The following is a 25034-nucleotide window of genomic DNA, read 5'->3' as shown; positions in this document are numbered from 1 at the left end:
GCTATGTCTGGATATACTGAAGGTATTATTATTCTTCTTTGCATCAACGGCATTGCGGCTATGGGGGTTTCTCTTTTAACGGGTTTTACTGGCGTATTCACGTTAGGGCACGCTGCCTATATGGCTTTGGGGGCTTACACATCTGCCATTCTTACGGTGCATTATGGATTGCACTGGTTCCCGGCTATTCTGTTAGGTGGAGGGGTGGCGGTTCTGGTGGCTTACGGCATAGGAGTTCCTACGTTGCGTCTTATGGGAGATTATTACGCCATTGCATCCATTGGCTTGGGTGAGGCTATTCGTTTGATCCTCGAGAATTGGCAGTCTCTTACGCGAGGGGCCCGGGGATATCCTGGCATTGAGCCCTACACAACTCTTCCTGTGGCGCTTACCTTTTTTGTCATTATGGCCATATGCATGTTTAATTTTATTAAAAGTAGATACGGCCGATCTTTCAAGGCCTGTCGTGATGATTACGTTGCCGCATCTCTCCTCGGACTTCCTACAGCAAAGATACGAATCCTCAGTCTCATTATATCGGCGTTTTATTGCGGCGTTGCTGGTGCCCTGCTGGCTGGATTCCTTTCTTTTATCCAACCTATTATGTTCGATATGCTTAAATCTACAGAACTTACGGCTGTCGTGGTTTTTGGTGGTTTGGGGTCTATGACTGGCACCCTTGTTGGGACAGTGGTCATTACATTGGTTACGGAACTCTTTCGTCCCATCTCCCAATATCGCATGCTTATTTATGGTGCAGTGTTAGTTGTTATTATGGTGCTTCGTCCGGAGGGGATTATGGGAGGGCTTAATGGCGAAGATCTTACGAGAAAGTTTTTCAGGAGGAAAGACCATGGCGGCACTCCTTGAGTTAGATAGAATCAACAAATCTTTTGGCGGCGTTCAGGCTGTTCAGAATATGAGCTTTATGATGGGTGAACGTGACGTAGTGGGGTTGATCGGTCCTAACGGAGCAGGAAAAACCACAATCTTCAACATCATTACCGGTGTATATGCCCCTGATTCTGGTCGCATTCTTTTTGAGGGGGAAGATATTACATCCCTTAAAACGTACGAGATTATTCAAAGAGACATAGCGAGGACCTTCCAGAATCTGCGTCTTTTCCCTCGTTCCTCTGCTCTTGAGAATGTGATGACCGCAGCTCAGTGCCAAGAACCCTATTCTTTCGCTGAGGCGGTAACCCATATGGGACGATGGAGGGAAAAAGAACGGAGTATCCGTGATATGAGCATGGAGCTTCTGCAGAGGGTGGGGCTTGCCGATCGGGCATTACAACCTGCAGGTACTCTTCCCTATGGTTATCAACGGCGACTTGAGATAGCCAGAGCCCTGGCTTTGAATCCGAGACTGTTACTTTTAGATGAACCAGCCGCGGGAATGAATCCCGAAGAAGTGCTGGCTCTTAATGAGCTGATTCGAGAGATTCATAAAGATTTTCCTCTGGCTATTCTCGTTATAGAGCATCATATGGATCTGGTTATGGAAGTGTGTCCTCATATTATTTGTATGAATTTCGGGGCTAAAATTGCGGAAGGGTCCCCTGAAGATATTCAGAACGATCCGGAAGTGCTTAAAGCGTATCTTGGGGAGGAGGAAAATCATCATGACTGAGCCTCAGCAGTGTCCTCTCCTCAATGTCCATAATTTGCAGGTAAGCTATGGGGCGATTCGGGCATTACGGGGAGTGTCTCTTTATGTAAATGAAGGGGAAATTGTATGTGTTATTGGAGCTAATGGTGCAGGGAAGTCCACTTTGATGAATGCTCTCATGGCGGAGGTTCCGAGAGAGGGAGGCGAAATCCTTTTTGATGGAGGTCCTTTGGCTCGTCGAAGTTATGATGTAGTGAAACAGGGAGTGTCCCTTGTTCCTGAAGGGCGGCGAGTGTTTGTTTCTCTTACAGTCTATGAGAACCTGATGATGGGAGCTTTCCCAAGGCGGGACAGGGGACAGATTCGGGAGGATTTAGAGTGGGTTTTCTCGCTCTTCCCTAGGCTGGAAGAGCGAAAGAGCCAATATGCGGGTACTCTTTCCGGAGGCGAACAGCAAATGCTGTCTATTGGCCGGGCTCTCATGTCTCGTCCGAGGCTTCTTCTCCTCGATGAGCCGTCGCTGGGGTTGGCGCCTATTATCATAAAAGACATTTTTAAGGAGCTGAAAAGAATTAACTCTGAAGGAGTAACAATTCTTCTTGTGGAGCAGAATGCCCGACAGGCCCTTCTTTTATCTGATCGAGGCTACGTGCTTCAGACAGGAGGGCTTATTTTGGCAGGAACTTCTTCCGAGCTTTTGAATAACCCGGATATTCGGGGTGCCTATCTCGGCACTGGACGGAAAAAAGGTCTTCTGTAAAGGAGAAGAGAAGTCCGTATACGTAAGAAGATATATTAGATGTAGGTTGCGTAAAAGCAGGGGCTTCCCATTGTAAAAAGCCCCTGCTTTTTTATTGAGCAAATATATATTATTTCCCCTGTCTGGCTTAACAGTTTGCTAGCACAAATCATCGGCAAAGTAGAGTGGCCTCGTGTCACTAGCCAGCTAATGCATAAGCTTCCTTTTACCCTCCCCCGACAGGTGGGAAAATATTAACAGTGTCACTGTCGTTCAGAGGGGTGTCCAGCCCTTGTAAATGGACGATGTGTTTCCCATTCACCATAATGATGGTGCCCATTAAAAGCTTTTTTGGCATGTCGTTGCCAGACCAAATCCACTTGTCAAATTTCTCTCCGTATTTTTCCGAGAGATCTTTCAGAAGATCTTTTACAGTGGGAGGCGCCGGGATGTTAAATTCTTTTTGACCAGTAGCGTACATAAGAAAAGCATGTACTCGAAGTATCATTTGTTGCTCCCCTCCTTTCCCTATACGTATTATCTATTTTCGAGATAGAGTTTGCAAATCCCATCAATATATTCTTGACAAATATGGTAGGGTATAGTATGAATAGTTGCGCAGTAAAGTTCTCGAAGAAAGAAGGTGAACAGCCCCGTGAAACTGTCTACAAAAACAAGGTATGGTCTTCGGGCCATGTTAGAGCTTGCTCGGCAATATAATAAACAGGAGCCGGTAAGTATTACGGAGATAGCTGCAAAAGAACATATTTCCGAGCGATATCTGGAGCAGCTTTTTCTGAAGCTGCGAAGACAGGGGCTGGTGGAGAGTATCCGAGGCCCGCAGGGAGGCTATCTCCTGAGCCAATCTCCAGAGAAGATAACAGTGGCTGCAGTTGTAGAAGTGCTGGAGGGCCCCATCTACTTGGCAGATTGCCTTGAAGGAAGTGAGTGCCTTAATGAGGATAGCTGCCCGGCGCGAAACCTGTGGGTACGGTTGCGCAACAGTATTGATGAGGTATTAGAATCAACGACATTACGAGATTTAATTGCGGAAGATACACCCGCGGAAATAGAGTGAGAAAGGCAGGATCAGAAGATGAGTCGACAGGTATATATGGATCACGCCGCAACAACACCAGTTGCTCCAGATGTATTCCATGCCATGGCCCCTTACTTTACAGAATCTTTTGGGAACCCTTCTTCTCTTTATACGTTAGGCCAGCAAAACAAAAAGGCCATTGAAGAGGCAAGAGAGAAAGTAGCTCGTGTTCTCAATGCTTCCCCGGCAGAGATTTTCTTTACAAGCGGCGGAACAGAATCTGATAACTGGGCGTTGAAGGGAGCGGCTTTTACATATAGAAACAAGGGAAATCATATTATCACTACGAAAATTGAACATCATGCCATTCTCCATTCGGCAGAGTACCTCGCACGTTTAGGCTACGATATTACATATCTGGACGTAGACGAGGAAGGGCGTGTCTCCGTTGAGGATGTGGCGAAAGCTATAACTGATGGAACAATTCTCGTTTCAGTTATGTTCGCTAACAACGAGATAGGAACGATCCAGCCTATAGAAAAGATAGGAAAACTGTGTAGAGAGCGCGGCGTTTTGTTCCACACCGATGCCGTACAGGCTGTGGCCCATGTCCCTATCGATGTGAAGGCCATGAATATTGATATGCTCTCTCTTTCAGCACACAAGTTTTATGGGCCGAAGGGAACCGGTGTAATGTTTTTAAGGAAAGGCGTGAAGCTCGATAACTTTATCCATGGAGGCGGCCAAGAGAAAGGCCGACGGGCAACGACAGAGAATGTTGCAGGAATTGTTGGTTTGGGTGTAGCTATCGAACGAGCCGGGAAGAAAATGGTCGAAGAACAGAAGAGACTTTCAGCGTTGCGAAATAAGCTCATAGATGAAATTATGAAGCGCATTCCCTATGCAAGAGTCAATGGAGCTCTTGGAGATACGCGGCTTCCAAATAACGTGAATGTGAGCCTTATTGGCATTGAGGGGGAGACTATGCTCATGGATCTCGATATGTTCGGCATATCTGCCTCCACAGGAAGTGCTTGTTCTTCAGGTTCTCTGGACCCTTCCCATGTGCTTATGGCTATAGGGCTTTCTCACGAGATGGCCCATGGGTCTCTTCGGTTAACTCTTGGAGAATCCACAACAGATGAAGACGTCCATTATGTAGTGGAGAAACTTTCAGGTATTGTGGAAAGACGAAGGAATATGTCTCCATTATGGGAAGATTTTATAAAAGCTCAGGAAAGGAGCTAGTGCCATGCTATATAGCGATAAAGTGATGGATCACTTCCAGAACCCTCGGAATGTGGGAGAGATTGTAGACGCAGATGGTGTTGGCGAGGCTGGGAATCCTAAATGTGGTGACATTATGAAAATATATATAAGAGTTGAGGATGACCATATAACGGATATTAAATTTAAAACCTTTGGATGTGCCTCAGCCATAGCCTCGTCAAGTATGGCGACTGAACTGGTGAAAGGGAAGAGCGTAAAAGAAGCGTGGGATCTTACCAATAGTGCTGTAGCCGAAGCTCTTGATGGGCTTCCTCCAATAAAAATGCACTGTTCAGTACTGGCCGAGGAGGCAATCCACGCTGCTATTAATGATTATCGCCATCGTCAGGGACTGGAGCCATGGGAAGAGAAGAGTCACGACGAGTTGGTGGAAGAACATTCTCACCATCATTAAGGAAGAAAGTAATGGGAGTTGTTTCCCTGGCCGAGATTGAGAGTCGAAGTCGACGAGAAGGAATTTCCCGCCGAGAAGTGGAGATTTCTTTGTTGGAGCAGAACCTGATCCCTGAACGATATGAGAGAAATATAGGGACATGGGGAGTAGAGGGCCAGCTTCGTTTGGCTCGCTCCCGCGCCCTCGTGGCAGGCTGTGGAGGGTTAGGCGGAGTTATTATAGAGGTGCTCGCTCGAGCTGGCGTGGGAAGGTTAACAGTAGTAGACGGTGATTCTTTTGTTCCAAGTAATTTAAATCGGCAACTTCTTGCAATGGAAAAAAATCTTGGCGCGAACAAAGCCCAGGCGGCTCAACTGCGAGCATTGGAAGTGAATGGGAGCGTTGACGTCCGTGTAGTGACTTCTATGCTTACAGAACAGAATTGCGAAGAACTTCTGGACGGACAAAATATAGCTCTTGATGCTTTAGACAGTAATTGGGCGAGGAAAATTCTGTATAGCGGATGTGAGGCAGGGCGGATTCCCGTTATTCATGGGGCTATTGGAGGGATGGTTGGGCAAGTAGGACGATTCCTTCCGTGGGAGCGTACCCATTTTGATCTTTTCGAGGGGAAACTTCCGGATCAGGGGATGGAGGTTGTGGCTGGAACTCCGAGCTGTACTCCTTTTGTCATAGGTGCTATGGAGGCGTCAGAAGCACTTATCTACCTTTCTGGCTGTGGCCCTGTGGCCTGGGGAACTCTTACATGCGTGGATCTTACAAATTTAAGTATGGAGACATTGGAGCTATGAAGATTCAAAAACATCGTTGTCAGTGGGCTGAGGGGGATCCCCTTCTTATAGACTATCATGACAATGAGTGGGGAAAACCGGTTTTTTGTGACGTCACTCTTTTCGAGTTTCTCGTTTTAGAGGGGGCCCAAGCTGGCTTGAACTGGCTTACTATTTTGAAGAAACGAGAAGGGTATAGAGAAGCTTTTGAGGGTTTTGATCCTGAAAAAGTGGCTCGATTCGGCGAAGAGAAGATAGTTGATTTATGTAAGAACCCTTCCATTATCCGTAACCGATTAAAGATTGCTTCTGCTGTGAATAATGCCCGTTGTTTTTTGGATGTTGAGAAGGAGTATGGTTCCTTCGCTTCTTTCCTCTGGGATTTTGTTCACGGATCGCCTGTAGTGAACCGATGGGAGAGAATGGAAATGGTTCCCGCTCAGAGCACCCTTTCCGAGAAGGTCAGCCGGGCTTTGAAGAAGCGAGGATTTACTTTTGTCGGGCCTGTTATTTGTTATTCTTATTTGCAAGCTGTAGGTATTATTGACGACCACGTTAAAGATTGTTTCTGTGCAGTTTCGTAGATAGAGAGAAATGAAGCCCGTAGAAGAGGGGGGTGTCAAGAAAACATATTGCAGGTTGACGCAACCTCGCTACGGTTAACTCAATATATTTGTTCCAGATGAGTGAAATTTTTCTCAGATCTCACCCATCTGGAAAAAATCGTTAAGATGCTTTTCAAGGCATAGCGTGAAGCCACGACGAAAACTCTTCCAAACCCAGTTTCTTGAGTTGTTCTTCAGTTGGAAGTCCATTTGCGGACCATCCTCTACGTTCGTAATATTCATCTAATTGATGCTTCAGGTTTGGGAGAGTGAAGGCTGCACCGCCGCTGCCACGGGGTTCCTTTAGAATACGTGAAGGAAGAGTGTCGTTGTCTTTGGTTAATCCACATCCTCCGTTGAAAAGCCTCTTAAGGGTGAAGATGCGCTCTCCACATTCCTCAAGCTCCTGTCGAGACATATCCCATCCAGTAACTCCTCGGATCCATGTAAGAATATCCTGCACTGAGAGGGCTGCTAAAAAGGGGAATTTGCATATTTTCAGGGAATCGAGAATGCACATATAGTTTTGGAATACGATATTCAGAGCCCCTTTCCCTTCATCAATGCTTCGGTCGAGAACCTCTGTTATGCCAAAATCGGGATAGATGGCGTTTCGTTCACATGCGTAGGAATACCCCGAAAGATGGCAAGCTCCGCGAGGAGATGTGGCATAGCCTGTGGCAAGGCTCTTATAGCATCGAGGGTCGTGAGCCGGAAGATCAAGTCCTTTTACGTGAATAGCATAGGTTCCTGCGCCACGACCTATTTTTTCCGCAGCTTTGCGAGTCCCAAGGCCGAGGAGAGCTCCAAATCCTTCTCGTTTGCCAATAGCTTCTACCATTCGTATCATGGCCTTCCCATCACCCCATACCAAGGGGAAGCCAATTTCCTGTTCAGTAATGATTTCCCGTTCATAGAGTTCCATTGCAAAGGCTATAGCTGCTCCTGTAGAGATCGTATCGAGGCCGTAGCGATTGCATATATCTGCTGCTCTGGCAACATCTTTTAAGTTATTAATGAGGCAGTTGCTGCCTAACATGCCGATTGTTTCGTATTCAGGCCCGGCTCCATCAATATTGTCGAAGGTTACTTCTCTGCCGCACCGAATAGGACATGCCATACAGCCATAGTTTCCCGAGAGAATTGTTTCTGCCATGGTTTCTCCTGTGAGTGAAGAAACTTCAGGTTTCCACGAACCTTCCTGCCAGTTTTTGAGAGGGAGATCGCCATATTCTTCGGCAAGTGCAACGCCTCCAGGCGTACCAAATCGCGTCATTCCTGCCAGTTTTTCTGCGAAAAGTTTATATTTTTCTTTCGATAGCTTGTGAACGGTTTCCTCGTCGAAGAGAGAAGGGCGGTATCTTCCTGTGGCTACAATGGCCTTTAGGTTCTTACTCCCCATTACAGCACCGAGGCCACATCGGCCTGCAGCCCTTGCATGTGAGCCATCGTGCATAATGTTGGCTATAAGAGCGCCGCGTTCCCCTGCCTGCCCAATGCAGGCTACGCCGCAAGGTCCCCCCATCTCCTTTTCCAGAAGAGCCTGCGTTTCAAAGGTGTCTTTTCCCCACAGGTGTTGTCCGTCCTTTATAGACACCTCCCCGTTTCGGATTGCAATATAAACAGGATGTTCTGATTTCCCGAGAATAATAATGCCGTAGTAACCGCTTTTGAGGAGATGGAAACCAAAACTGCCTCCAGCGTCTGACTCACCAAAGGCTTCGGTAAGAGGTGATTTTGAGAGAATCTCATGTCGCCCTGATGTGGGAATACCAGTGCCTTGGAAAGGGCCGTTCATGAAGATAAGGGGATTGTCAGCGCCGAGTGGATCAGCTCCAGCTTGGGAATATTTGAAGAGGAAATAGGTACCAAGACCGGAACCGCCAATATATTTCCGTGCCAGCCCTTCGTCCACTGTAAAAGGTTCCACCGTACCGTTTGAGAGATGGATGCGTACCATCTGCATTTTCACTATCAGCCGCCCCCTTTTTATTGCATTTGTTCCTCTTTGAATTATATACTCCACAAAAGGGAGAGTTGAAGAGTTCCAAAAGAATTGTATAATAATTGGTTAGGAAAGGTCAAAGAGAGGTGGCGATGCTATGGCTATAGCATATAAAGATTATTATGCCATTCTTGGAGTGGCACGAAATGCATCTCAGGATGAAATACGGAAAGCGTATCGCAATCTCGCTAAGAAATATCATCCAGATGTAAATAAAGCTCCTGGGAGCGAAGAACGTTATAAAGAAATTAATGAGGCTTATGAGGTTCTTAAAGATCCCGACAAGCGCCAGAGATATGATGCTCTTGGAAGCCAGTGGCAGGAAGGGCAAAGTTTTACACCGCCGCCAGAGTGGGGGAATAGTGGGACCTTCCGCATGGATTTTGGCGAGAATCTAGGAGATTTTAGCGACTTTTTCCGAACTATTTTTGGTGGTTTCGGCGAGAATGGTTCTATGGGAGCGGAGGATTTTTTCTTTTCCAGAACACCTCGTCGCCGTAAGGGAGAAGATGTGGAGGTACAGCTTGAGCTCTCCTTGGAAGAAATTTTGCGTGGCGAATCTAAAACTATTTCTCTAGAGGGGTACGATGTTTCCCGGGATGGGAGGAGGATTCCTCGCTGGCAGAGGCTGACAGTGAATTTCCCGAAAGGAATTACTGATGGAAGCCGCATTCGGATTGCAGGGAAGGGAAGTCCCGGTGTAGGGGGATCTCCGGCAGGGGACCTTTTCATTACCGTCCGCATCCGGAAAGACCCTCGGTTTGACGTGAATCAATATGACTTGACCACGGTGGTGCGAGTCTCTCCATGGGAGGCGGCCCTTGGTGCTACTATACCGGTGGCGACACTGGATGGCGTGGTGAGCATGAAGCTCCCTGCTGGAACGCAGAGTGGGCAGCGACTGCGTTTAAGAGGGAAAGGGCTACCCCGTAGAAAAGGAACGGCTCCTGGCGATCTCTATGTGGTTATTGAAATTGTTGTTCCTAAAAAGTTAACTCCTCGGGAGAGAGAGCTTTTTCAGGCTCTTGCCGATGAATCTTTCTTTAACCCAAGGGGCTGAGGCCTGTCAATAACGCCGAAACGTTAGGAGGCAGAGACCCCGTCATCCAAGCGCCTGAACGCTTAGGTTTGTCTAGGTTTGTCAACAATGCCGAAGAGAGCACACTAAAGAATCAGATGTTAGGGCGTCAAGGTGCGTCAATAAAGCTCTAAGGTTTCCAAAGAAGGAAGAGCTTGGCGAGACGGAGTTACGGTAAGCACCTCTATGTCTACGCGATCATTTTGACCCTTTTCGTTCATAACGGCGAAGGAATGATGCCCTGGAGATAACTCCCAAAAGAGGAGCTCCGGGGCTTTTGTTTCCCCGTAGTATTCTCCATCAACATACCAAAAGACCCTCCCCTTTGTTCCTTCATGACGTAAGGCTATTTTCTGCTTCCCTCCTTCTGGAGTAAGGAGGAAACGGGTTTCCGCTAGAGGGGAGGTAATGACGATAGTCTCCTCTTCAGGGGCTATCGGAAGAGACGGATTCATCATGGCCAGCTCTGGGGGCCATATAAGGACAGGCTGCCCTTGCCGCATTTGATGAATAGGGCATCGATTGCTTCGGGAAACGCCGGGAATGTGCCAGTCTTTTTTAACCACGGGGCAGCTTTCGGAAGGAGGCAGCCCTGAGAGGGCGCACACGGATCGTAATGCCAGTCCTCCGGGAACTGGATACCACGAAGATTCAGTTTCAGGTGTGGAAAAAAGTATTTCGAGAGCGACGGGAGTCGCAAGGTTCAAACCTACCAGGTTGGCATTTGGAAATCCTTCCGGATCCCCAAACCAGACTACGACAGTATATTCTGGTGTATAGGCGGCTGTCCATGCGTCACGAAAGCCGTAAGATGTCCCTGTTTTGAAAGCCACCTGCTTTTTGAGATGAAGTAACGCTTCACGGCGCATGGGGAGGAGCCTTTGGCTGTCTTTTAAAATGTCTGCTATGAGAAATGAACTGGGCTCATCGTATATCTTTTTTTCATAGAATGGGCTGTCACTAAGGAGACGAAGGGGATGCTGTCTTCCTAAATTAGCGAGAGTTTCGTAGGCCAAGGCCATTTCCATAACAGACACTTCACATCCACCGAGAATTAAGGAGTCTCCGTAATATGAGGCATCTTTCTTTAGAGATGAGAACCCTGCCGACCGAAGAGATTGTAAAAGGGGTTCCCCTCCTACCATGCGGAGAACTCGTACTGCCGGTGCATTTAAAGAATTGGCGAGGGCTTGTCTGGCGCTTACAGGGCCTCTGTATTTGAGATCAAAGTTTCGAGGAGAATGACCTCCGAAGGAAAAGGGAGTGTCGGCGAGAAGGGAAGCAGGGGTAAGGAGTCCGCGACTAAAGGCCTCAATATAGGCAAAGGGTTTCAGCGCCGATCCTGGAGAGCGAAGGGTCTGGCAACAATCGACCCAGCTTCCGGCGGTTCCCGATCCTAAGCGCCCATTCCCTACGTATGCTCGGATCTCTCCTGTGGAGTTGTGAATCACAAGAGCAGATCCTGTAATGGATGAGGGCTGTCCGTTAAGGGTGCGATGTAGAATTTGTTCCACTCGATATTGAAAGGCTCTATCTAAAGTGGTAGATACTACTGGCTTCTCTGAGAGATTCAACGCCTGGTTGGCGAAGTGGAAGGCCATGGTCGGCATTTCCTTGGTGAGAGAAGGGACGGGAGCCTCCATAGCGATTTTTGCTTCTTCTGGCGAGAGAATTCCCTGGTCTCTCAGTGAAGAGAGAATATGGTTCCGAAGGCCGCGAGCTTTCTCTGGGTTTCTGTCTGGACGATAGAGAGAGGGACCTCGCAGCATGCCTATAAGAAGAGCCGCTTCTCCAGAAGATAGGGTAGATGCTGGTTTCCCATACCAAATGCGGCTGGCAGCCTCTATGCCGCGAATATTGCTTCCGAAAGGAGCCTTGTTGAGATAGATCTCGAGGATGTTTTCTTTCGATGTAAGACGTTCTAACTTCATGGCTTGGAGAAACTCTGCAATTTTAACGGATACCTTTCTGGGGCGTGGATATGTGAGACGAATGACTTGACTTGAGATAGTGGAGGCCCCAGAGACAATTTTGCCTGTTCTCATGTTCTGAATAGCAGCACGGCCTATGGCGAAAAGGTTGACTCCATGATGAGACCAGAATTTGCGATCTTCAATAGCAACAGCAATTTTAGGAACCCATGGCCCCATCTCTTGAAGAGACACAGGAATGCACCATTCCGAGTTTGAGGAGAGTTCTACAAAAAAAGGCTGATGGTATCTGTCGAGTGCCACCCGGGATATTGGCCACTGGCGAATTGCCTTCATGTCGAGGGGAACAAAGAAGGGAAAGGCCCATAGGAGAAAAATAAAGAGGGCTCCAAGGGCCAATCCTTTTATTCTTTTATCTTTTAAAATATAGGATCGTAGCTTCTTTTTCTGCTCCATTCTTTATTGAACCTGTAACGATCCTCCGCCGTAAAGGCTCTTTATTCCTGGATTATACATGTCTTCCACAGTGACAGGGGGAATGACGAAAGATCCGCGAGAAACGGCTCGGACGGTGTATGTATATTCCAGGGGTTCTTTAAGGCCGGAAACAAAGAGTATAAGCCGGTCATCCCGTTGTTCTTTCCGGATATTAACAGTATCGAGGGCCTCTTTCGCTCCATCTCCAGTTGATTCAATTTCCAGCCCGCCAGGCAAAATATCGCTTAGGACCAGCATGGAAACTGGACCAGCAGGAATAATCTGTAGGGTGACGGTTATCTTGTCTCCATGTTGGACTGCCACATTCTTTTCAAGCTTGACTCCTTGCCTGTTCGTGTAGGTTCGTCTCACTTGAATGCCATGGTCGTAGCTCTCCACGGCTTTTTCGGGTACTCCTGAAAGAACCATGCCGTAGTAGACTTGCCCCGTCCCTTCGAGGCGAAGGGTGAGTTCTTTCCCTTCTACGGTATCGAGATTGAGGGAGGCTCGAGTCTCTTGATTGATCGTAGCTCCTACGTTCCCATTTGGAAGAATAACGCTAGCTGTAAAGGGGCCTTTTTGAATTGTTTGAGTCCCTTCCAGATACCGCCCCAATGCTAACAGAGCCAAGCCATTCTCTTGGGTGGTGTCCCATCCATTTTTTTCAACCTGAGCCATGAATTCGGCGGCTAGCGTTGTTGTTTCAGGAGCAAGGGGATCGACAAGGTCCCATATGAGGAGCAGGAACGCCTTATTTCGCCAGGGGCTTTCTAGTGTAGCTCCCATAGTTCCTTCTTTTTCCATAGTTGGAAGGATACCCCCAAGGCTCTTGAGAGGATCCGTATTTTTCTGGTAGAGGGCGTATGCTCCAGCAAGAAGGATCCGTCCAGATAATGTCATTTTATCTCGAAAGCTCTGGAGATGATCCATCCACCCTAAGGGTGGTTCCCCGTAGAGAGAAAGAACAAAGGCAGCGTATGCTCGCGTAGAGAAGCCTTCTGCTCCTTCCTCGTCGCTTAAAGCAAGGATCTGCCGCAAATATGAGAGGGCTCCCCCTACCATATTCTCAGGAACGAGAAGACCTTGCCTTGTTGCTTCTACAAGGAAATGAGCAGCATAGACACTTCCCCATCTGTCAGGAACGTTGTTTCCTCGCCATGTGGTGAAGCTGCCATCAAAAAGCTGGAGAGCTGAAAGTTGGCGAAGGGTGTCGACAATCTGTTGTTTTATCTCGGCGTCAGATGCGAGAGTTGGATCTGTGCTTTTTACAAGATCTGGCAAAACAAGAAGAGGCCATGCGGAAGATACAGTTTGTTCCAGACAGCCCCACGGGTAAGAGCGAAGGAAGTTAAGGGCTCCGGAAAGATTGGCTGTAGGAAGGCCTGAAAGGGTCAACCCCCCTTTTTGCGTTCCAGGGAACCACGTTTGATCAAGAGCCAGAGGATGGTTTCCTTCTGTAGCTATCATCCCATTTTTCGTAATGCTGATACGGGGATAGGGAGGTCTGATGGTAATTTCCCGATGGGTGATAAATGACCTATCCCCCCATTTTGTTTCAAATGTTATCCCTCCTATGCTTGCCTGGGGGAGAGCTTTGAAAGAGAAAGAACGAGAGAGGCGCCCTTGGGCAGGAATAGTAAGCTCAAAAGATTTTTCCGCCCTTTCCAGAGTGACACCTTTCATATCTTTAATGGTAACGATCACCTTTTCTTCCTTATCTTTTCTTGAAAAGACAGAGAAAATCGATTCGAATATATCGCCAGGTGCTACAGCTTTCGGCAGAGAGGGTTCTAAAACCACGTCTCTCTGGATCGTAAGAGGGCGGGAGATGGAGCCAAAAGCTGCTCCTCCCGTGGCTACAGCCATGAGACGTCCCTTCCCGCTAAATTCAGGCAATTTGAAGGTCACAACAGCCTTGCCGTTCCCGTCAGTACTGATTTTCCCCTCAAAGAGAGAGAGAATCTCAAGAGAACGTCCAGTGAGGAGGGGAGATAAGAGACCTCCCATAGCGGCATACATGGCCTCAGCGCTTCCGCCACCTGCTGGGTGGAGAAGCGGCGTTTCCCGTGACTCCAAAGGCATGAGCAGGTCGTACATGTCATTTGTAAAGATAGATAGCTCCCTTTTCCCGAGGAAAAATTCTTCAGGTGCCGGAGTTTTATACCCAGAAAGGCCTAAAATCCCTTCGTCTACAAGGGCGACGGCTATGTCTCCCTGTATGGGTTTCCCACGATAGTCGGTAAGGCTGAGGGTAAAAGAGACCTCTGAGCCAGGTTCTGATTCTTCGGGTCCCTCTACGGTAATGGATAAATGGTTTTCTGGCCCGTCTACAATAAGGGGAACAGAACCCAGAGCCCGGTGGGATCCCCATGTCTCATCACCTGTTTCAGCCACAGGGCGCAGAATCCAGGCAGTGCAATAGGCGTTGGGGACCATTTCTTCCGTAACTTTCACGGGAATAGTGATTTCTCCCGACTCAAGCTCCACGATTTTCCGGGAAAGCTGTTTGTCTGTTTCTACGGTAAAAAGCAATGTTCCCTTGAAGGGAGAACGGATCTGGATTGTGGCGGTTTCGCCAGGAACGTACTTATCCTTGTCGGTAGAGAGCAGAATCCTATCTATAAGAGGTGAACCTTTTCCTTCTCCAAAGGGATACCATGCTTCGATACGTGTAGAGGCTGAGCTTCCGCTCTCTTTCTCCTCAAATCGCACGAGATATTCTCCAGAATCCTGTGGCGTAAATGTAAAAGTGCCCACGCCTTTCACCAATGGGAGAATTTTTTCTTCAGGAGTTCCAAGCTCTTCCTGTTCTTCCATCCGTGTCTGATCGCCATACCGTTTAAGGGTGTAATGTTTCATAATTTTTGAAACGGAGGCTGTTATTGTCTCTATAGGAGCGGCTTCTCCTTCCGGCGTAACGGCAGCTACCCGAAGCTCGAAGGGTTTCCCCGGTTCCGGCATCCCCTTTGCTTTTTCGACGCCTATCATATAGGGGGTAGGATAACAAGGGATTGTAAGAGTATGAGGAACCCATCTTCCACCCTCTTCTCTGACTTTAGCAGTGAAGAGAAAGTTTAAAAGAGACGGGGCTTGAAGTCCTTCTCTCAAAGAGTAAGAGATCTCCCCTTTCCCATTGCTGTCGAGGGCTCCTTGACCAAGAAAATCAGTAAACTCGTCAGCGGTTTTTTCTCCATCACCGAAGACATAAGCTCCCCACTGAGGATGGGAGAAGGGGACTGCAATAGTTCGTACTTCAGCCTCCCACGGGAGATCGGAGGCTGGGGCGCCGAAGAGGTATTTTGATGTAAGGGATATTTTTGTCGTATCGCCAGGAACAATTTTTTTCGCATCTCCTTCTACAGAGACTTCAAGGCGAGGTGGAGCAAACTCTTGTATATAAAAAAACATTTGTCCCAGAGGCTTTTTTTCATCGCCAGGGAGGAATACGGAGAACTGATATGTTCCTGTAGGCGTAGCTTCCGGGAGACGACATGAGAAGAGCAACGTCCCGTTTTCTGAAAGCTCTACTGTAGATTTTGCCACTTCTTTCCCTTCTGCTGAACGTATGGCTACAAGGACAGGAAATGGTTTCGGAGCTTCACGGTCGCCATTACGAAGAATAGCTTTAAAGGTCGCTTCTTCTCCTGGCCTGAAAAGGTTTCGAGGGGCGAAACAAAAGGCCTCATATCCTTTACGAAGGTATGGGCGCCCTCCAATATCAAATCCGTTATCTGCCAAAACATTTCGATCTATGCGGAGGAAAGAGAGATCGCTATCTTTTTCTACAGTAACCAAAAAGGGACGAAGACTGTCATTCCAAGAGTCTGTACGATGGAGCATAAAAATTCCGTCTCGGCCAGTTTTCCCTTCAGCTATAAGTTGATTGCTTCGAGAGTATATTTTCACAGTGCCCCTCGAAATAGGCTTCAGATCACGAATAGAGTTGGCCCAAACCATAATCCCTTCGTTGTAGAGGCGAGTTACGATACCTATGTCAGTAACAGTTACAATCTGTTGAGCTTCTTGCCAGGCATTGGGATCCGTACTCTTAGCTGTAAGAAGAAATACACCTTTTTGCCCTTCAGCTAAAGAACGAAGATCTAATGCTCGTCGTTCTGTGGCATTTGGCCTTCCTTTTATTTCAGCCTTTTTCTGAATGATTAATCGGGATAGTTCCCGAGGAATAGAGTCAGTTCCAGAGATTACGGAATAAGAGATGTTATTTTCATAGAGACGCCATAGGGCAATCTCTATTTCCTCCATATTCACAGCTTCTACAGGTATTCGAAGATCCCCCGCCGGGGATAGAAACATTCCTGCGGTAGGGAAGGAAACAGAAGGTTCGAGATCTGGAAAAATAAAAGCCTTTGTGAAGTCTTCAGTGAGCTTCCCTCCAGAAGAACTTCGGGCGGGAAGTCCCTTTTTTATGGTCACACTGTACCGTTGTCTGGGAAGAAATGGGCCAGCGATAGAAAACCCGCTATATTCAGGGTTGATGCTGAAAGGAATATGGGGTTCCAGAGAGATGAAATTTTTTATCGTTCCCATATGAACGGGAGTTGTTGTTTGGAACATAATGACACCCTGCTGAGGACTCTGTTGATATGCCCATGAACTTCGGATGGATAAGGCAGCAGAGAGAGGAATTTCGTGCACTATGGCTTTTTCAAGGCCTAAAGGACCACGTTCACTCGTTAACCCGGCGGCAATAGAAAACTTCAGTTTTTCACTGGAAATATAGTCGGTGGTGAGAGTTATGGATGTGGAAGGATGTTCGCCGGCGACTGAGTAAGGAATATTTCGCCCGTACTGGTCCTGTAATGTAACAAACCCCCTGATTCGTATAGGGGAGACAGGTAGGGAAAAAGAGAGTTCAACTGTGGCAATTCCATCTTCTGAAAAGTCGATTTGCCGAGCATCTACGAAAGAAAGAGGTTGAGTTTGGAAGACAAAGGAGTGGCGCCCAGCAAGGAGACGTCCTCCCCGATCTCGAACCCCTTCTTTGAACTCAACGCGATAAGCAGTGGCTGGGAGGAGGGGGGCTAACGGCTTGAATATAAAGGTTTTTTCGTCATCCCATCGCCCTTCTCCAGGAACAGATGGGTAGATAGAAAATGGGAATTCTTCTGCTGCAACCTTTTGCCCCTTTAAAGAACCTTCCACTACGGGAGTGGAAAAAACGGCGGTAAAAAGAGGCGTTCCCGTTACTGTCCCTTCCGGCTTAAAATCTTTGACTGTAAAATCGGAAGCTCCCCAGCAACAACCTGGCGCCATTAATAAAAGGAGGCCAATTGCTACGAGGAGTTGAGCGAATTTTTTCTTCATCTCTTTCCCTCCATAAAAATCGAATTCATTCTTTACCAACTATTATTATATCGGTAGAAGGCTTGTTTCTTCCTCAGCCTTTTGGTCTATTATTCTACAATCTCTCTTCCTACCTGATATCTGAACGTGTTTTCTAACCGTACGTCCTACCCCTCCTATCTCCCACCGTGCTTCCTATTTGCCTCCTCGAACGGTTTACGTAGCTTGCATGACTCCCCACATCTTGCTCCCTATTGACCGTGCCTTCCATACCATCTCATTTATTCCCAACCCTACTCTGCCCAAAATATGGAAGAGGTTGAGGAATTTTTATAATGAAAAGAAAAAAAGAAATAAATAGAGGTTACAAAGTAAAATCGTAAATAAATTGGATTATTTACGATGACGGCTCCTTGAATGACCAATCCTGACCTATATAATGTTTATTGGTTAGTAAAGGTCAAATAGATTGTCCCATACGTTGACAGGTAATTGCAAGAGAGGGGTTTTATAGATGGATATTTCCAAATTTACAAGAAAATCACAAGAAGCACTTTCTTCAGCTCAAGATATGGCTGTGAGCTGGGGACATCAAGAGGTAGATGGTGAGCATTTACTCCTAGCTCTTTTGGGACAACCTGAAGGACTGATTCCGAGGCTTCTTCAAAAAATGGGAATCCCTGTAGAGAGTGTAACGAGAGATATTAAGAAAGAACTCGAGAAGAGGCCGAAGATTTCCGGTCCCGGGATTGAGCCGGGGAAAATCTATATTTCGCGGCGGTTATCCCAACTTTTAGTTCAGGCTCAGGAAAGAGCCGAGCGTTTAAAAGACGAGTATGTTTCTGTAGAGCACATTTTCTCATGCTTCCTTGAAGAAGGAAATGCAACTGCTGCCGGAAGGATTTTGTCACAATATCATATTTCCCAGGGAAATTTCCTGGAGACGCTCACTTCTGTTCGTGGTGCTCAGAGAGTAAGTAGCGATAATCCTGAAGCTACATATGAGGCCTTGGAGCGCTATGGGCGAGATCTTGTGAAAATGGCAAGGTCTGGAAAGCTAGACCCGGTCATTGGCCGAGACGAAGAGGTTCGACGGGTTATACGAATTTTAAGCCGAAAAACGAAAAATAACCCAGTACTTATTGGAGATCCTGGAGTGGGTAAAACTGCTATTGTAGAAGGATTGGCCCAACGAATAGTGCGAGGTGATGTGCCAGAAGGGCTTAAGGATCGTACTATTTTTGCTCTCGATATGGGGGCGTTGGTAGCAGGAGCCAAGTTTAGAGGAGAGTTTGAGGAGCGATTAAAGGCTGTTTTGAACGAAATAAAGGAAAGCAATGGCGAAATTATTCTCTTCATTGATGAGCTTCATACCATTGTGGGAGCCGGAGCGGCTGAAGGAGCCATTGATGCAGGAAATATGTTGAAGCCTATGCTTGCAAGAGGAGAGCTTCATTGTATTGGTGCCACTACTATCGATGAATATCGAAAGCATATTGAGAAAGATGCGGCCTTGGCACGGCGTTTCCAGCCTGTTCTTGTAGAGCAGCCAAATGTGGAAGACACGATTTCTATTTTGCGAGGGTTGAAAGAACGGTATGAAGTGCATCACGGGGTCAAGATTAGAGATAATGCCCTTGTTGCTGCGGCTGTACTGTCGAATCGTTATATTACAGACCGATTTTTACCAGACAAGGCTATTGATTTGGTAGATGAGGCTTGCGCTATGATCCGTACAGAGATCGATTCTCTGCCTGCGGAACTAGATGCGGCGTCGAGGAAGGTTATGCAGCTTGAAATAGAGGAGGCTGCATTGCGAAAAGAAAAAGATGAAGCGAGTCTTGAAAGGCTCAAGAACCTTCAGAAAGAGCTGCAAGAAGCTCGAGAAGAAGCGGACTCTCTTCGTGCACAGTATGAGAAAGAGAAAGAAAAAATAGGGGCCGTTCGTTCTCTTCGGGAAGAGATAGATACAGTTAAAAGAGATATAGAGAAAGCGGAGCGGGAATATGATCTGAACAAAGCGGCAGAACTGAAACATGGTCGTCTTCCTGAGCTGCAACGTCGATTAAAACAAGAGGAAGAAAGATTGGCAACAAGCCATGAAAATACCTCGTTACTTCGAGAAGAGGTAACAGAAGACGAAGTTGCCGAAATAGTAAGTCGTTGGACAGGCGTTCCTGTTACCCGCCTTATGGAGGGGGAGCGAGAGAAGCTGTTGAAGCTCGATGAGATCCTTCACCAACGGGTTGTGGGACAAGATGAGGCTGTTCAGCTCGTGGCAGATGCAGTAATGCGGGCTAGAGCCGGCATTAAAGATCCTCGCCGTCCGGTAGGTTCTTTCATCTTCTTGGGACCGACTGGTGTAGGTAAAACTGAGTTGGCCAAAACGTTGGCCGAGGCCCTGTTTGATAGCGAGGAGAACATGATTCGTATCGACATGTCGGAGTATATGGAGAAGTTCTCTGTTTCCAGACTCATTGGAGCTCCGCCTGGATATGTAGGATACGAAGAAGGAGGCCAGCTGACTGAAGCTGTGCGTCGCCGTCCCTATTCTGTCATTTTGTTCGACGAGATAGAGAAAGCTCATCAGGATGTATTTAATGTATTGCTTCAAATTCTTGATGATGGTCGGGTGACTGATAGTCGTGGACATGTAGTCGATTTCAAAAATACAGTAATTATTATGACCAGCAATATAGGAGCCCATTTCCTTCTTGAGGGAATTACGAGTGACGGACAGATAGAGGATCAGGCAAGAGAAGCTGTAATGGCAGAGTTGCGTCAGTCTTTTCGTCCAGAATTCTTGAACAGAGTCGATGATATTGTTCTTTTCAAGCCTCTTCAAAAGCATGAGATACGCCAGATCGTTAAGCTTTTGGTTCGAGAGCTTCAAAACAGATTAAAAGATCAGAGAATTGATCTCGAGCTTTCAGATGAAGCGGCAGATTATATTGTTGAAGCCGGCTACGATCCGGTTTTTGGAGCTCGTCCCTTGAAGCGTTTCATAATGAGACAGCTGGAAACTAAAATGGCTCGAGCTCTTATATCTGGAGAGGTGCGAGAAGGGAGCAAGGTGTATGTTACCGTGAAGGGCGGGGAGCTTGCTTTTCAAATGACGTCCCTCTATCCTGATTCAGAAACACAAATGTAACAGCCTTCATAGAGGCTGATTCCTATAGATGAAGGGGGATCGGGATTTTCCCGATCCCCCTTTTGTATCGTATAATAGACTCTCTATAATAAAAGATTTGCTTTTATCGCTTTTAAAAGGAGTTGACAAGGTGAATCGTAGGAAGAGATGGGTTGTATGGATGCTTTTTTCCTGCCTGTTGGTGTCCGTTTCTTTCCCTTCTTGGGCGTGTACCGCTGTTCTTGTAGGGAAAAATGCGAGTGTGGACGGTTCTGTGATCAATTCTCATACGGCTGATAACTGGTATGATGCAAATTTAAGAGTGGTGAAAGGTCAAAAATATGCTCCAGGAACGATAATGAACGTTTACATCAACCTTTTAGGAGAAGATGCGAATCCGCCTCGAGTGATTGGTCATATTCCTCAAGCTGAGGAAACCTACACGTATTTCCACGTAGGGTATTCTTGTTTTAATGAGCATCAACTCTCCATTGGGGAAAGCACTGTTGGGCAAAAAGATGAGTTAAGTGCCTTCCTTCCTGATGCGAAAGGAATTCTAACCATAGAACAGCTTGAGATAATAGCTCTTCAGAGGACAAAAACTGCTCGAGAGGCTATTAAGCTTATGGGGGGACTGGCTGAAACCTATGGTTTCCTCCCTTCTTGCGTGGGTCAAGGAGAGGCCCTCACTGTTGCCGATCCTAATGAGGCCTGGATTTTTGAAATTCGAAGCGTTGGCTTTGGCTGGAGACCAGAGAGTGGAGTCCCAGGGGCTATTTGGGTGGCACGGCGTGTTCCAGATGATGAGGTGGCCGTAATAGCCAATGGCAGTATTATTTCGAACATTGATTTAAATCAACCTGACTACTTTATGGCTTCACAGAATTATTTGGATGTAGCTATACAGCATGGTTGGTATACTCCCAAATCCGGACACCCCTTTAACTGGAGAGACGCATATACTCCTCGTTCAGGATATTGGTCCATGTACAGTCCTTGGGTTCGGGAACGGCTTTATTATCTTTTTAAAACGCTGGCCCCCTCCAAAGAATGGGATCCCAACGCTGATGTGTCCTCCTATCCCTTTTCTATTAAACCTGACAAAAAAATTTCAGTTCAAGATGTGATGGCAATTCAACGATCGACCCTTGAAGGGACACCTTTTAATATGGAAGATAATCCGGCTTGGCTTGTTCCAGATGTGAATGGGAAACTGATGAAAAGCGAGTTGGCCACTCCTTTCCCAGACAGGCCTATGCGGGCTCTTTTAAACATACCTTATCATCGACCAATATCAGCAAAAACGTCTTATACATTTGTTTCACAGTCTAGAAACTGGCTCCCCGATCCAGTTGGCGGTATTATCTGGTTCTCAATGGGGCATCCTCACATGGGCGTTTATGTACCTGTCTATGCTGGTGCCACTTTCATTCCTGAAGGATGGCGAAATTTCAAGATGGGGCGTTTTGACCCATCCTCTGCTCGATGGGTGTTCCTTCTCGCCGCCGATCTGGTAAATCGACGCTATCAATTGGCAGTTCGTGATATGGAGCAGGTCCGCACGTCCTTTGAGAATGAGTGGTTTGGAAAGCAAGTGGAGATCGAGAAAAAAGCTGTAGAATTGTGGAATTCGTCACCAGAATCAGCTGCTGCTTTTTTGAACGAAGTTACAGAGAATGGGATGAAAGAGGCCTTGCAAAAATGGTGGGATCTGTGTACTTTTCTCATCTCTAAGTATATGTGGGATAGGTTTTGGTGAGGTGAGGATGAGAAAAAAAAGTTGGATAGTGACTCTTCTTTTCACTTATTTTTTTAGCCTCTTTGTTTTTTATTTGCCGAGCTGGGGGGCAGGTGTAGGCGGGAGAGTTATTTACGTGGTGGGAGATCGAACGTTAGATCCCTTTGAGTTTATTGGAGAAAAACAAAAACCAACGGGGTTCCTTGTTGAACTTTTGCAATCTATTGCCAAAGAGAAGGAACTTGCTCTAAATTTCAGAATGGTTCGTTGGCAAGAAGTCTCAGAGCTTCTTTATTCTTCTCGTGTAGATTTATTGTTGGGAGTTGTAGATGCCCGAAGCGAAGATGCTATATTGCCTCATTTAGCACCAGTAGTGACCGTGTATCCTCCTTCGCAAACAGAAAGGCGAGGAGATTTTTTGCCCGACGTATCTGGAAAAGAGATAGGAGAGTATTATTTTTCTCTCCCCGTGATGAAGGTCCCTTATTCCATTTTTACCCGAAAAGGATTTGGCAGTACCCGCTTGAGCGATGTATCAGGGAAAGCTGTTGTTGTGGAGAGAGGTAGTGCTGAAGAGGAGTATCTTCGCTCGAGTGGTCTAACGTCAAATATTGTATTGGCAGATCATCCCGTGGAGATTCTCCACCTCCTCTCTTCTGGGCAGTATGATTTTGCCCTCATGAATCTTTACCAAGGCTTAGCAGCCTATAAAAAACTCCACATTACAAATGTAGTTGCCATGCCCCAGGTTCTTTTTAGTGGTGATTGGGGATACACAATTGCTCACGGAGATATATTTTTAGCGGAAATACTGCGAGAAGGGTTAGCGGCTTCTCGTCGTGACGGCTCTTACGATAAGCTTTATCGCAAATGGTTCGATGAATATAGGCAAGAAGGGAAAATCGATAAAGAGTTAATAACAAAAGTTATTGGCGCCTTTGCCATTGCCATATTTCTCACTCTTTTATGGAATCTGTCACTTAAAAGGCAAGTGACCAGGATAGTAAGAGAAAGAGAGAAGTTAATTGACTTTATTCGTGATGGCATTTTGGCTATAGATAATCTTGGCCGCGTGACCCTAATTAATCGCTCTGCTCGTAAGCTTTTGAATATTTCCTTCGATGTAGAGGGAGAAGATGTGGACAGTCTGGTTCCTGAAATTAACCTTAAGGGAGTTTTAACATCTGGCGAAACAACATATGACCTTGAGCAGAACGTGGGAGGGACCCCCTTGATTGTGAATAAAGTTCCTGTCGTATTAAACAACCAAATAGCTGGGGCCATTGCCAGTTTCCGCGATATGTCAGAAATTCGTGCCATGGCTGAAGAGATGACAGGTGTTCGTATGTATGTAGATTCCTTGCGTGTTCAGAATCACGAATTTGTGAATAAACTCCAGGCTATAGCTGGTCTCATTCAGTTGGGCAAATATGAACGGGCCTTAAGCTTTATAGCTCAGGAACAAGCCCCAGGGCAAATTACAGCTTCTTTGATTGCGGAACGAATTAAAAACCCAGCAGTGGGAGGTATTCTTTTAGGGAAAATGGGGCGATGCAAAGAACTGGCTATCGAGTGCGAAATTACGCCCGATAGCTATTGCGGAGAACTTGTACATATCAGTGATCAGGCACTTGTTATTATTATCGGGAATCTTATGGAAAACGCTATAGAGGCTGTGGTTGATCTTTATGATCGAAAAGGGAAAATATCTTTCTCTATTTTTGATGAGTCGAACCAGATATTATTATGTGTTTGGGATAATGGGGGGAGACTTTCAGAGGAGTTGGCAACTAAAATTTTTGAGAAAGGCTTTTCTACAAAAGCTCGTCCTCGTACATCTGGATATGGGCTTTATAACATTAGAAGAATGGTAGATGCCTTAGGAGGAGATATTTCGTTAGACTTCAGTCCAGGTGAATTTACCGAGTTTATTGTCACGCTGCCAAACAGAGAAGGGGGGGATCACTTTGAGTAGAATCGATGTCCTTGTTGTAGAGGATGATCCTATGGTGGCAGAGATACACCAAAATTTTATTAATACCCTGGAAGGCTTTCGTGTCGTTGCTGTGGCTGGGGATGGTGCAAAGGCCCTCGAATTGCTTGAGACTCTGCCAGTTCGTCTTTTAATTCTTGATATTTTTCTCCCAGGTCTTGATGGCTTAAATACACTACGCAAAATACGAGAACAACAAAAGAATGTAGATGTAATTATTGTTTCGGCGTCACGAGATGTAAATACTGTTAACGAAGCTATTCAAGCAGGAGCTTTTGATTATATAGTAAAACCATTTGTATATGAACGTTTGAAAGCATCTCTAGAATCTTTCAGACAAATGGAAACGAAGCTCCGAAGGGGACCTCGTGATGTAGACCAAGCGGATATAGACAGTCTTTTTCAAGTAAAAAGCCGTAAAAATTATCAGTCGTCTCTTCCTAAGGGATTGAATCCAGAAATGCTTAAAAAGGTAGAGAGACTATTGCGACAAAGCAACTGTTCTCTTTCTGCTGTGGAGGCAGCTGAGGCTCTTTGTGTCTCTCGAATTACGGCGAGACGGTATCTAGAATATCTTGTAGCTTCAGGAAAAGCTACGATGAAAAGAGAATATCAGGAAGTAGGACGCCCCATTAATAAATACTGACTTATTTAACATTTTTAGGGGAGGCTGGAAGCTTCCCCTCTTTTTATTTTGTTCTTTTTGTTCAGTTTTGGAAAGCCTTGGATTATCAACCTTTCGAGTCTTTTCCTTCCTATAGTTTTTATACAAAACATTACACTCGCGAACGAAAAATACTAAATCTTGTCTCATCAAGCTCCTGCCCCATAGAATAGTAGAAAGCTTTTGTAGAGCTGGATCCGTTCTATATCTCTATATCATTTTACGTAGGAGACTTGATGTCATGTTTACACACTCAGTGTTAATT

17 protein-coding genes are annotated in these 25034 nt (G+C 46.4%); 13 read left to right on the top strand and 4 right to left on the bottom strand.

What is annotated here, in order from left to right:
* Window positions 1-3 precede the first annotated feature (3 nt).
* The 3 genes from B4J50_RS08615 to B4J50_RS08605 are packed head-to-tail and all read left to right on the top strand — an operon-like array spanning window position 4 to window position 2372.
* The gene (locus tag B4J50_RS08615) at window positions 4-870 is read left to right on the top strand and encodes a branched-chain amino acid ABC transporter permease (RefSeq protein WP_024822829.1); all 867 of its coding nucleotides are present in this window, start codon (window positions 4-6) and stop codon (window positions 868-870) included.
* Window positions 854-1633 carry an ABC transporter ATP-binding protein gene (locus B4J50_RS08610; RefSeq protein ID WP_024822830.1) on the top strand — a complete coding sequence of 260 codons (780 nt, stop codon included), beginning with the start codon at window positions 854-856 and terminating at the stop codon, window positions 1631-1633. Before B4J50_RS08615 ends, B4J50_RS08610 begins: the two co-directional genes overlap by 17 nt.
* On the top strand, window positions 1626-2372 hold the full coding sequence (locus tag B4J50_RS08605; RefSeq protein ID WP_024822831.1) for an ABC transporter ATP-binding protein: 747 nt from the start codon (window positions 1626-1628) through the stop codon (window positions 2370-2372). The genes B4J50_RS08610 and B4J50_RS08605 overlap by 8 nt, the downstream gene beginning before the upstream one ends.
* A gap of 205 nt (window positions 2373-2577) precedes the next feature.
* On the opposite strand, the gene B4J50_RS08600 is transcribed toward B4J50_RS08605, so the two are convergent.
* A complete protein-coding gene (locus B4J50_RS08600; RefSeq protein WP_024822832.1) occupies window positions 2578-2859 on the bottom strand; it encodes a MoaD/ThiS family protein in 282 nt (93 codons plus the stop codon).
* A 147-nt stretch (window positions 2860-3006) separates the two neighbouring features.
* Between B4J50_RS08600 and B4J50_RS08595 the strand changes: the two genes are divergently transcribed.
* The 5 genes from B4J50_RS08595 to B4J50_RS08575 are packed head-to-tail and all read left to right on the top strand — an operon-like array spanning window position 3007 to window position 6428.
* Window positions 3007-3429 (top strand): RrF2 family transcriptional regulator, encoded by a 423-nt coding sequence (locus tag B4J50_RS08595; RefSeq protein WP_024822833.1) that lies wholly within the window; start codon window positions 3007-3009, stop codon window positions 3427-3429.
* An 18-nt stretch (window positions 3430-3447) separates the two neighbouring features.
* Window positions 3448-4638, top strand: coding sequence for a cysteine desulfurase NifS (gene nifS, locus B4J50_RS08590; protein WP_024822834.1), 1191 nt, complete (start codon window positions 3448-3450; stop codon window positions 4636-4638).
* 4 nt (window positions 4639-4642) lie between these two features.
* Window positions 4643-5074 carry a Fe-S cluster assembly scaffold protein NifU gene (gene nifU / locus B4J50_RS08585; RefSeq protein WP_024822835.1) on the top strand — a complete coding sequence of 144 codons (432 nt, stop codon included), beginning with the start codon at window positions 4643-4645 and terminating at the stop codon, window positions 5072-5074.
* An 11-nt stretch (window positions 5075-5085) separates the two neighbouring features.
* Entirely contained in the window at window positions 5086-5865 is a 780-nt protein-coding gene (locus B4J50_RS08580; RefSeq protein ID WP_286847276.1) for a HesA/MoeB/ThiF family protein, read from the top strand.
* The gene (locus tag B4J50_RS08575; protein ID WP_034327064.1) at window positions 5862-6428 is read left to right on the top strand and encodes a DNA-3-methyladenine glycosylase I; all 567 of its coding nucleotides are present in this window, start codon (window positions 5862-5864) and stop codon (window positions 6426-6428) included. The genes B4J50_RS08580 and B4J50_RS08575 overlap by 4 nt, the downstream gene beginning before the upstream one ends.
* A gap of 154 nt (window positions 6429-6582) precedes the next feature.
* Here B4J50_RS08575 and B4J50_RS08570 read toward each other — a convergent pair whose 3' ends face one another.
* On the bottom strand, window positions 6583-8415 hold the full coding sequence (locus B4J50_RS08570) for an aldehyde ferredoxin oxidoreductase family protein (protein ID WP_034327083.1): 1833 nt from the start codon (window positions 8413-8415) through the stop codon (window positions 6583-6585).
* Window positions 8416-8551: 136 nt separating this feature from the next.
* Here B4J50_RS08570 and B4J50_RS08565 point away from each other — a divergent pair, with 136 nt between their 5' ends.
* On the top strand, window positions 8552-9514 hold the full coding sequence (locus B4J50_RS08565) for a DnaJ C-terminal domain-containing protein (RefSeq protein WP_286847274.1): 963 nt from the start codon (window positions 8552-8554) through the stop codon (window positions 9512-9514).
* A gap of 137 nt (window positions 9515-9651) precedes the next feature.
* Here B4J50_RS08565 and pbpC read toward each other — a convergent pair whose 3' ends face one another.
* Both pbpC and B4J50_RS08555 read right to left on the bottom strand, forming a co-directional pair.
* Complete coding sequence (gene pbpC / locus B4J50_RS08560; RefSeq protein ID WP_024822840.1) at window positions 9652-11919, bottom strand: penicillin-binding protein 1C; 2268 nt, start codon at window positions 11917-11919, stop codon at window positions 9652-9654.
* 3 nt (window positions 11920-11922) lie between these two features.
* Entirely contained in the window at window positions 11923-17265 is a 5343-nt protein-coding gene (locus B4J50_RS08555) for an Ig-like domain-containing alpha-2-macroglobulin family protein (protein ID WP_286847272.1), read from the bottom strand.
* A 493-nt stretch (window positions 17266-17758) separates the two neighbouring features.
* On the opposite strand from B4J50_RS08555, the gene clpB reads away from it, so the two are divergent.
* The 4 genes from clpB to B4J50_RS08535 all read left to right on the top strand — a co-directional run bounded on the left by clpB (window position 17759) and on the right by B4J50_RS08535 (window position 24751).
* Entirely contained in the window at window positions 17759-20395 is a 2637-nt protein-coding gene (clpB, locus tag B4J50_RS08550; RefSeq protein ID WP_024822842.1) for an ATP-dependent chaperone ClpB, read from the top strand.
* A 130-nt stretch (window positions 20396-20525) separates the two neighbouring features.
* Complete coding sequence (locus B4J50_RS08545) at window positions 20526-22133, top strand: dipeptidase (RefSeq protein WP_245587108.1); 1608 nt, start codon at window positions 20526-20528, stop codon at window positions 22131-22133.
* 7 nt (window positions 22134-22140) lie between these two features.
* On the top strand, window positions 22141-24087 hold the full coding sequence (locus B4J50_RS08540) for a transporter substrate-binding domain-containing protein (protein WP_286847265.1): 1947 nt from the start codon (window positions 22141-22143) through the stop codon (window positions 24085-24087).
* Window positions 24080-24751 (top strand): response regulator, encoded by a 672-nt coding sequence (locus B4J50_RS08535; RefSeq protein ID WP_034327066.1) that lies wholly within the window; start codon window positions 24080-24082, stop codon window positions 24749-24751. Before B4J50_RS08540 ends, B4J50_RS08535 begins: the two co-directional genes overlap by 8 nt.
* Window positions 24752-25034 lie beyond the last annotated feature (283 nt).

Source organism: Aminobacterium sp. UBA4908 (assembly GCF_002398115.1).
In the GTDB taxonomy this organism is placed as follows: Bacteria; Synergistota; Synergistia; order Synergistales; family Aminobacteriaceae; genus Aminobacterium; species Aminobacterium mobile.
This window is presented reverse-complemented; position numbering and strand designations above follow the sequence as displayed.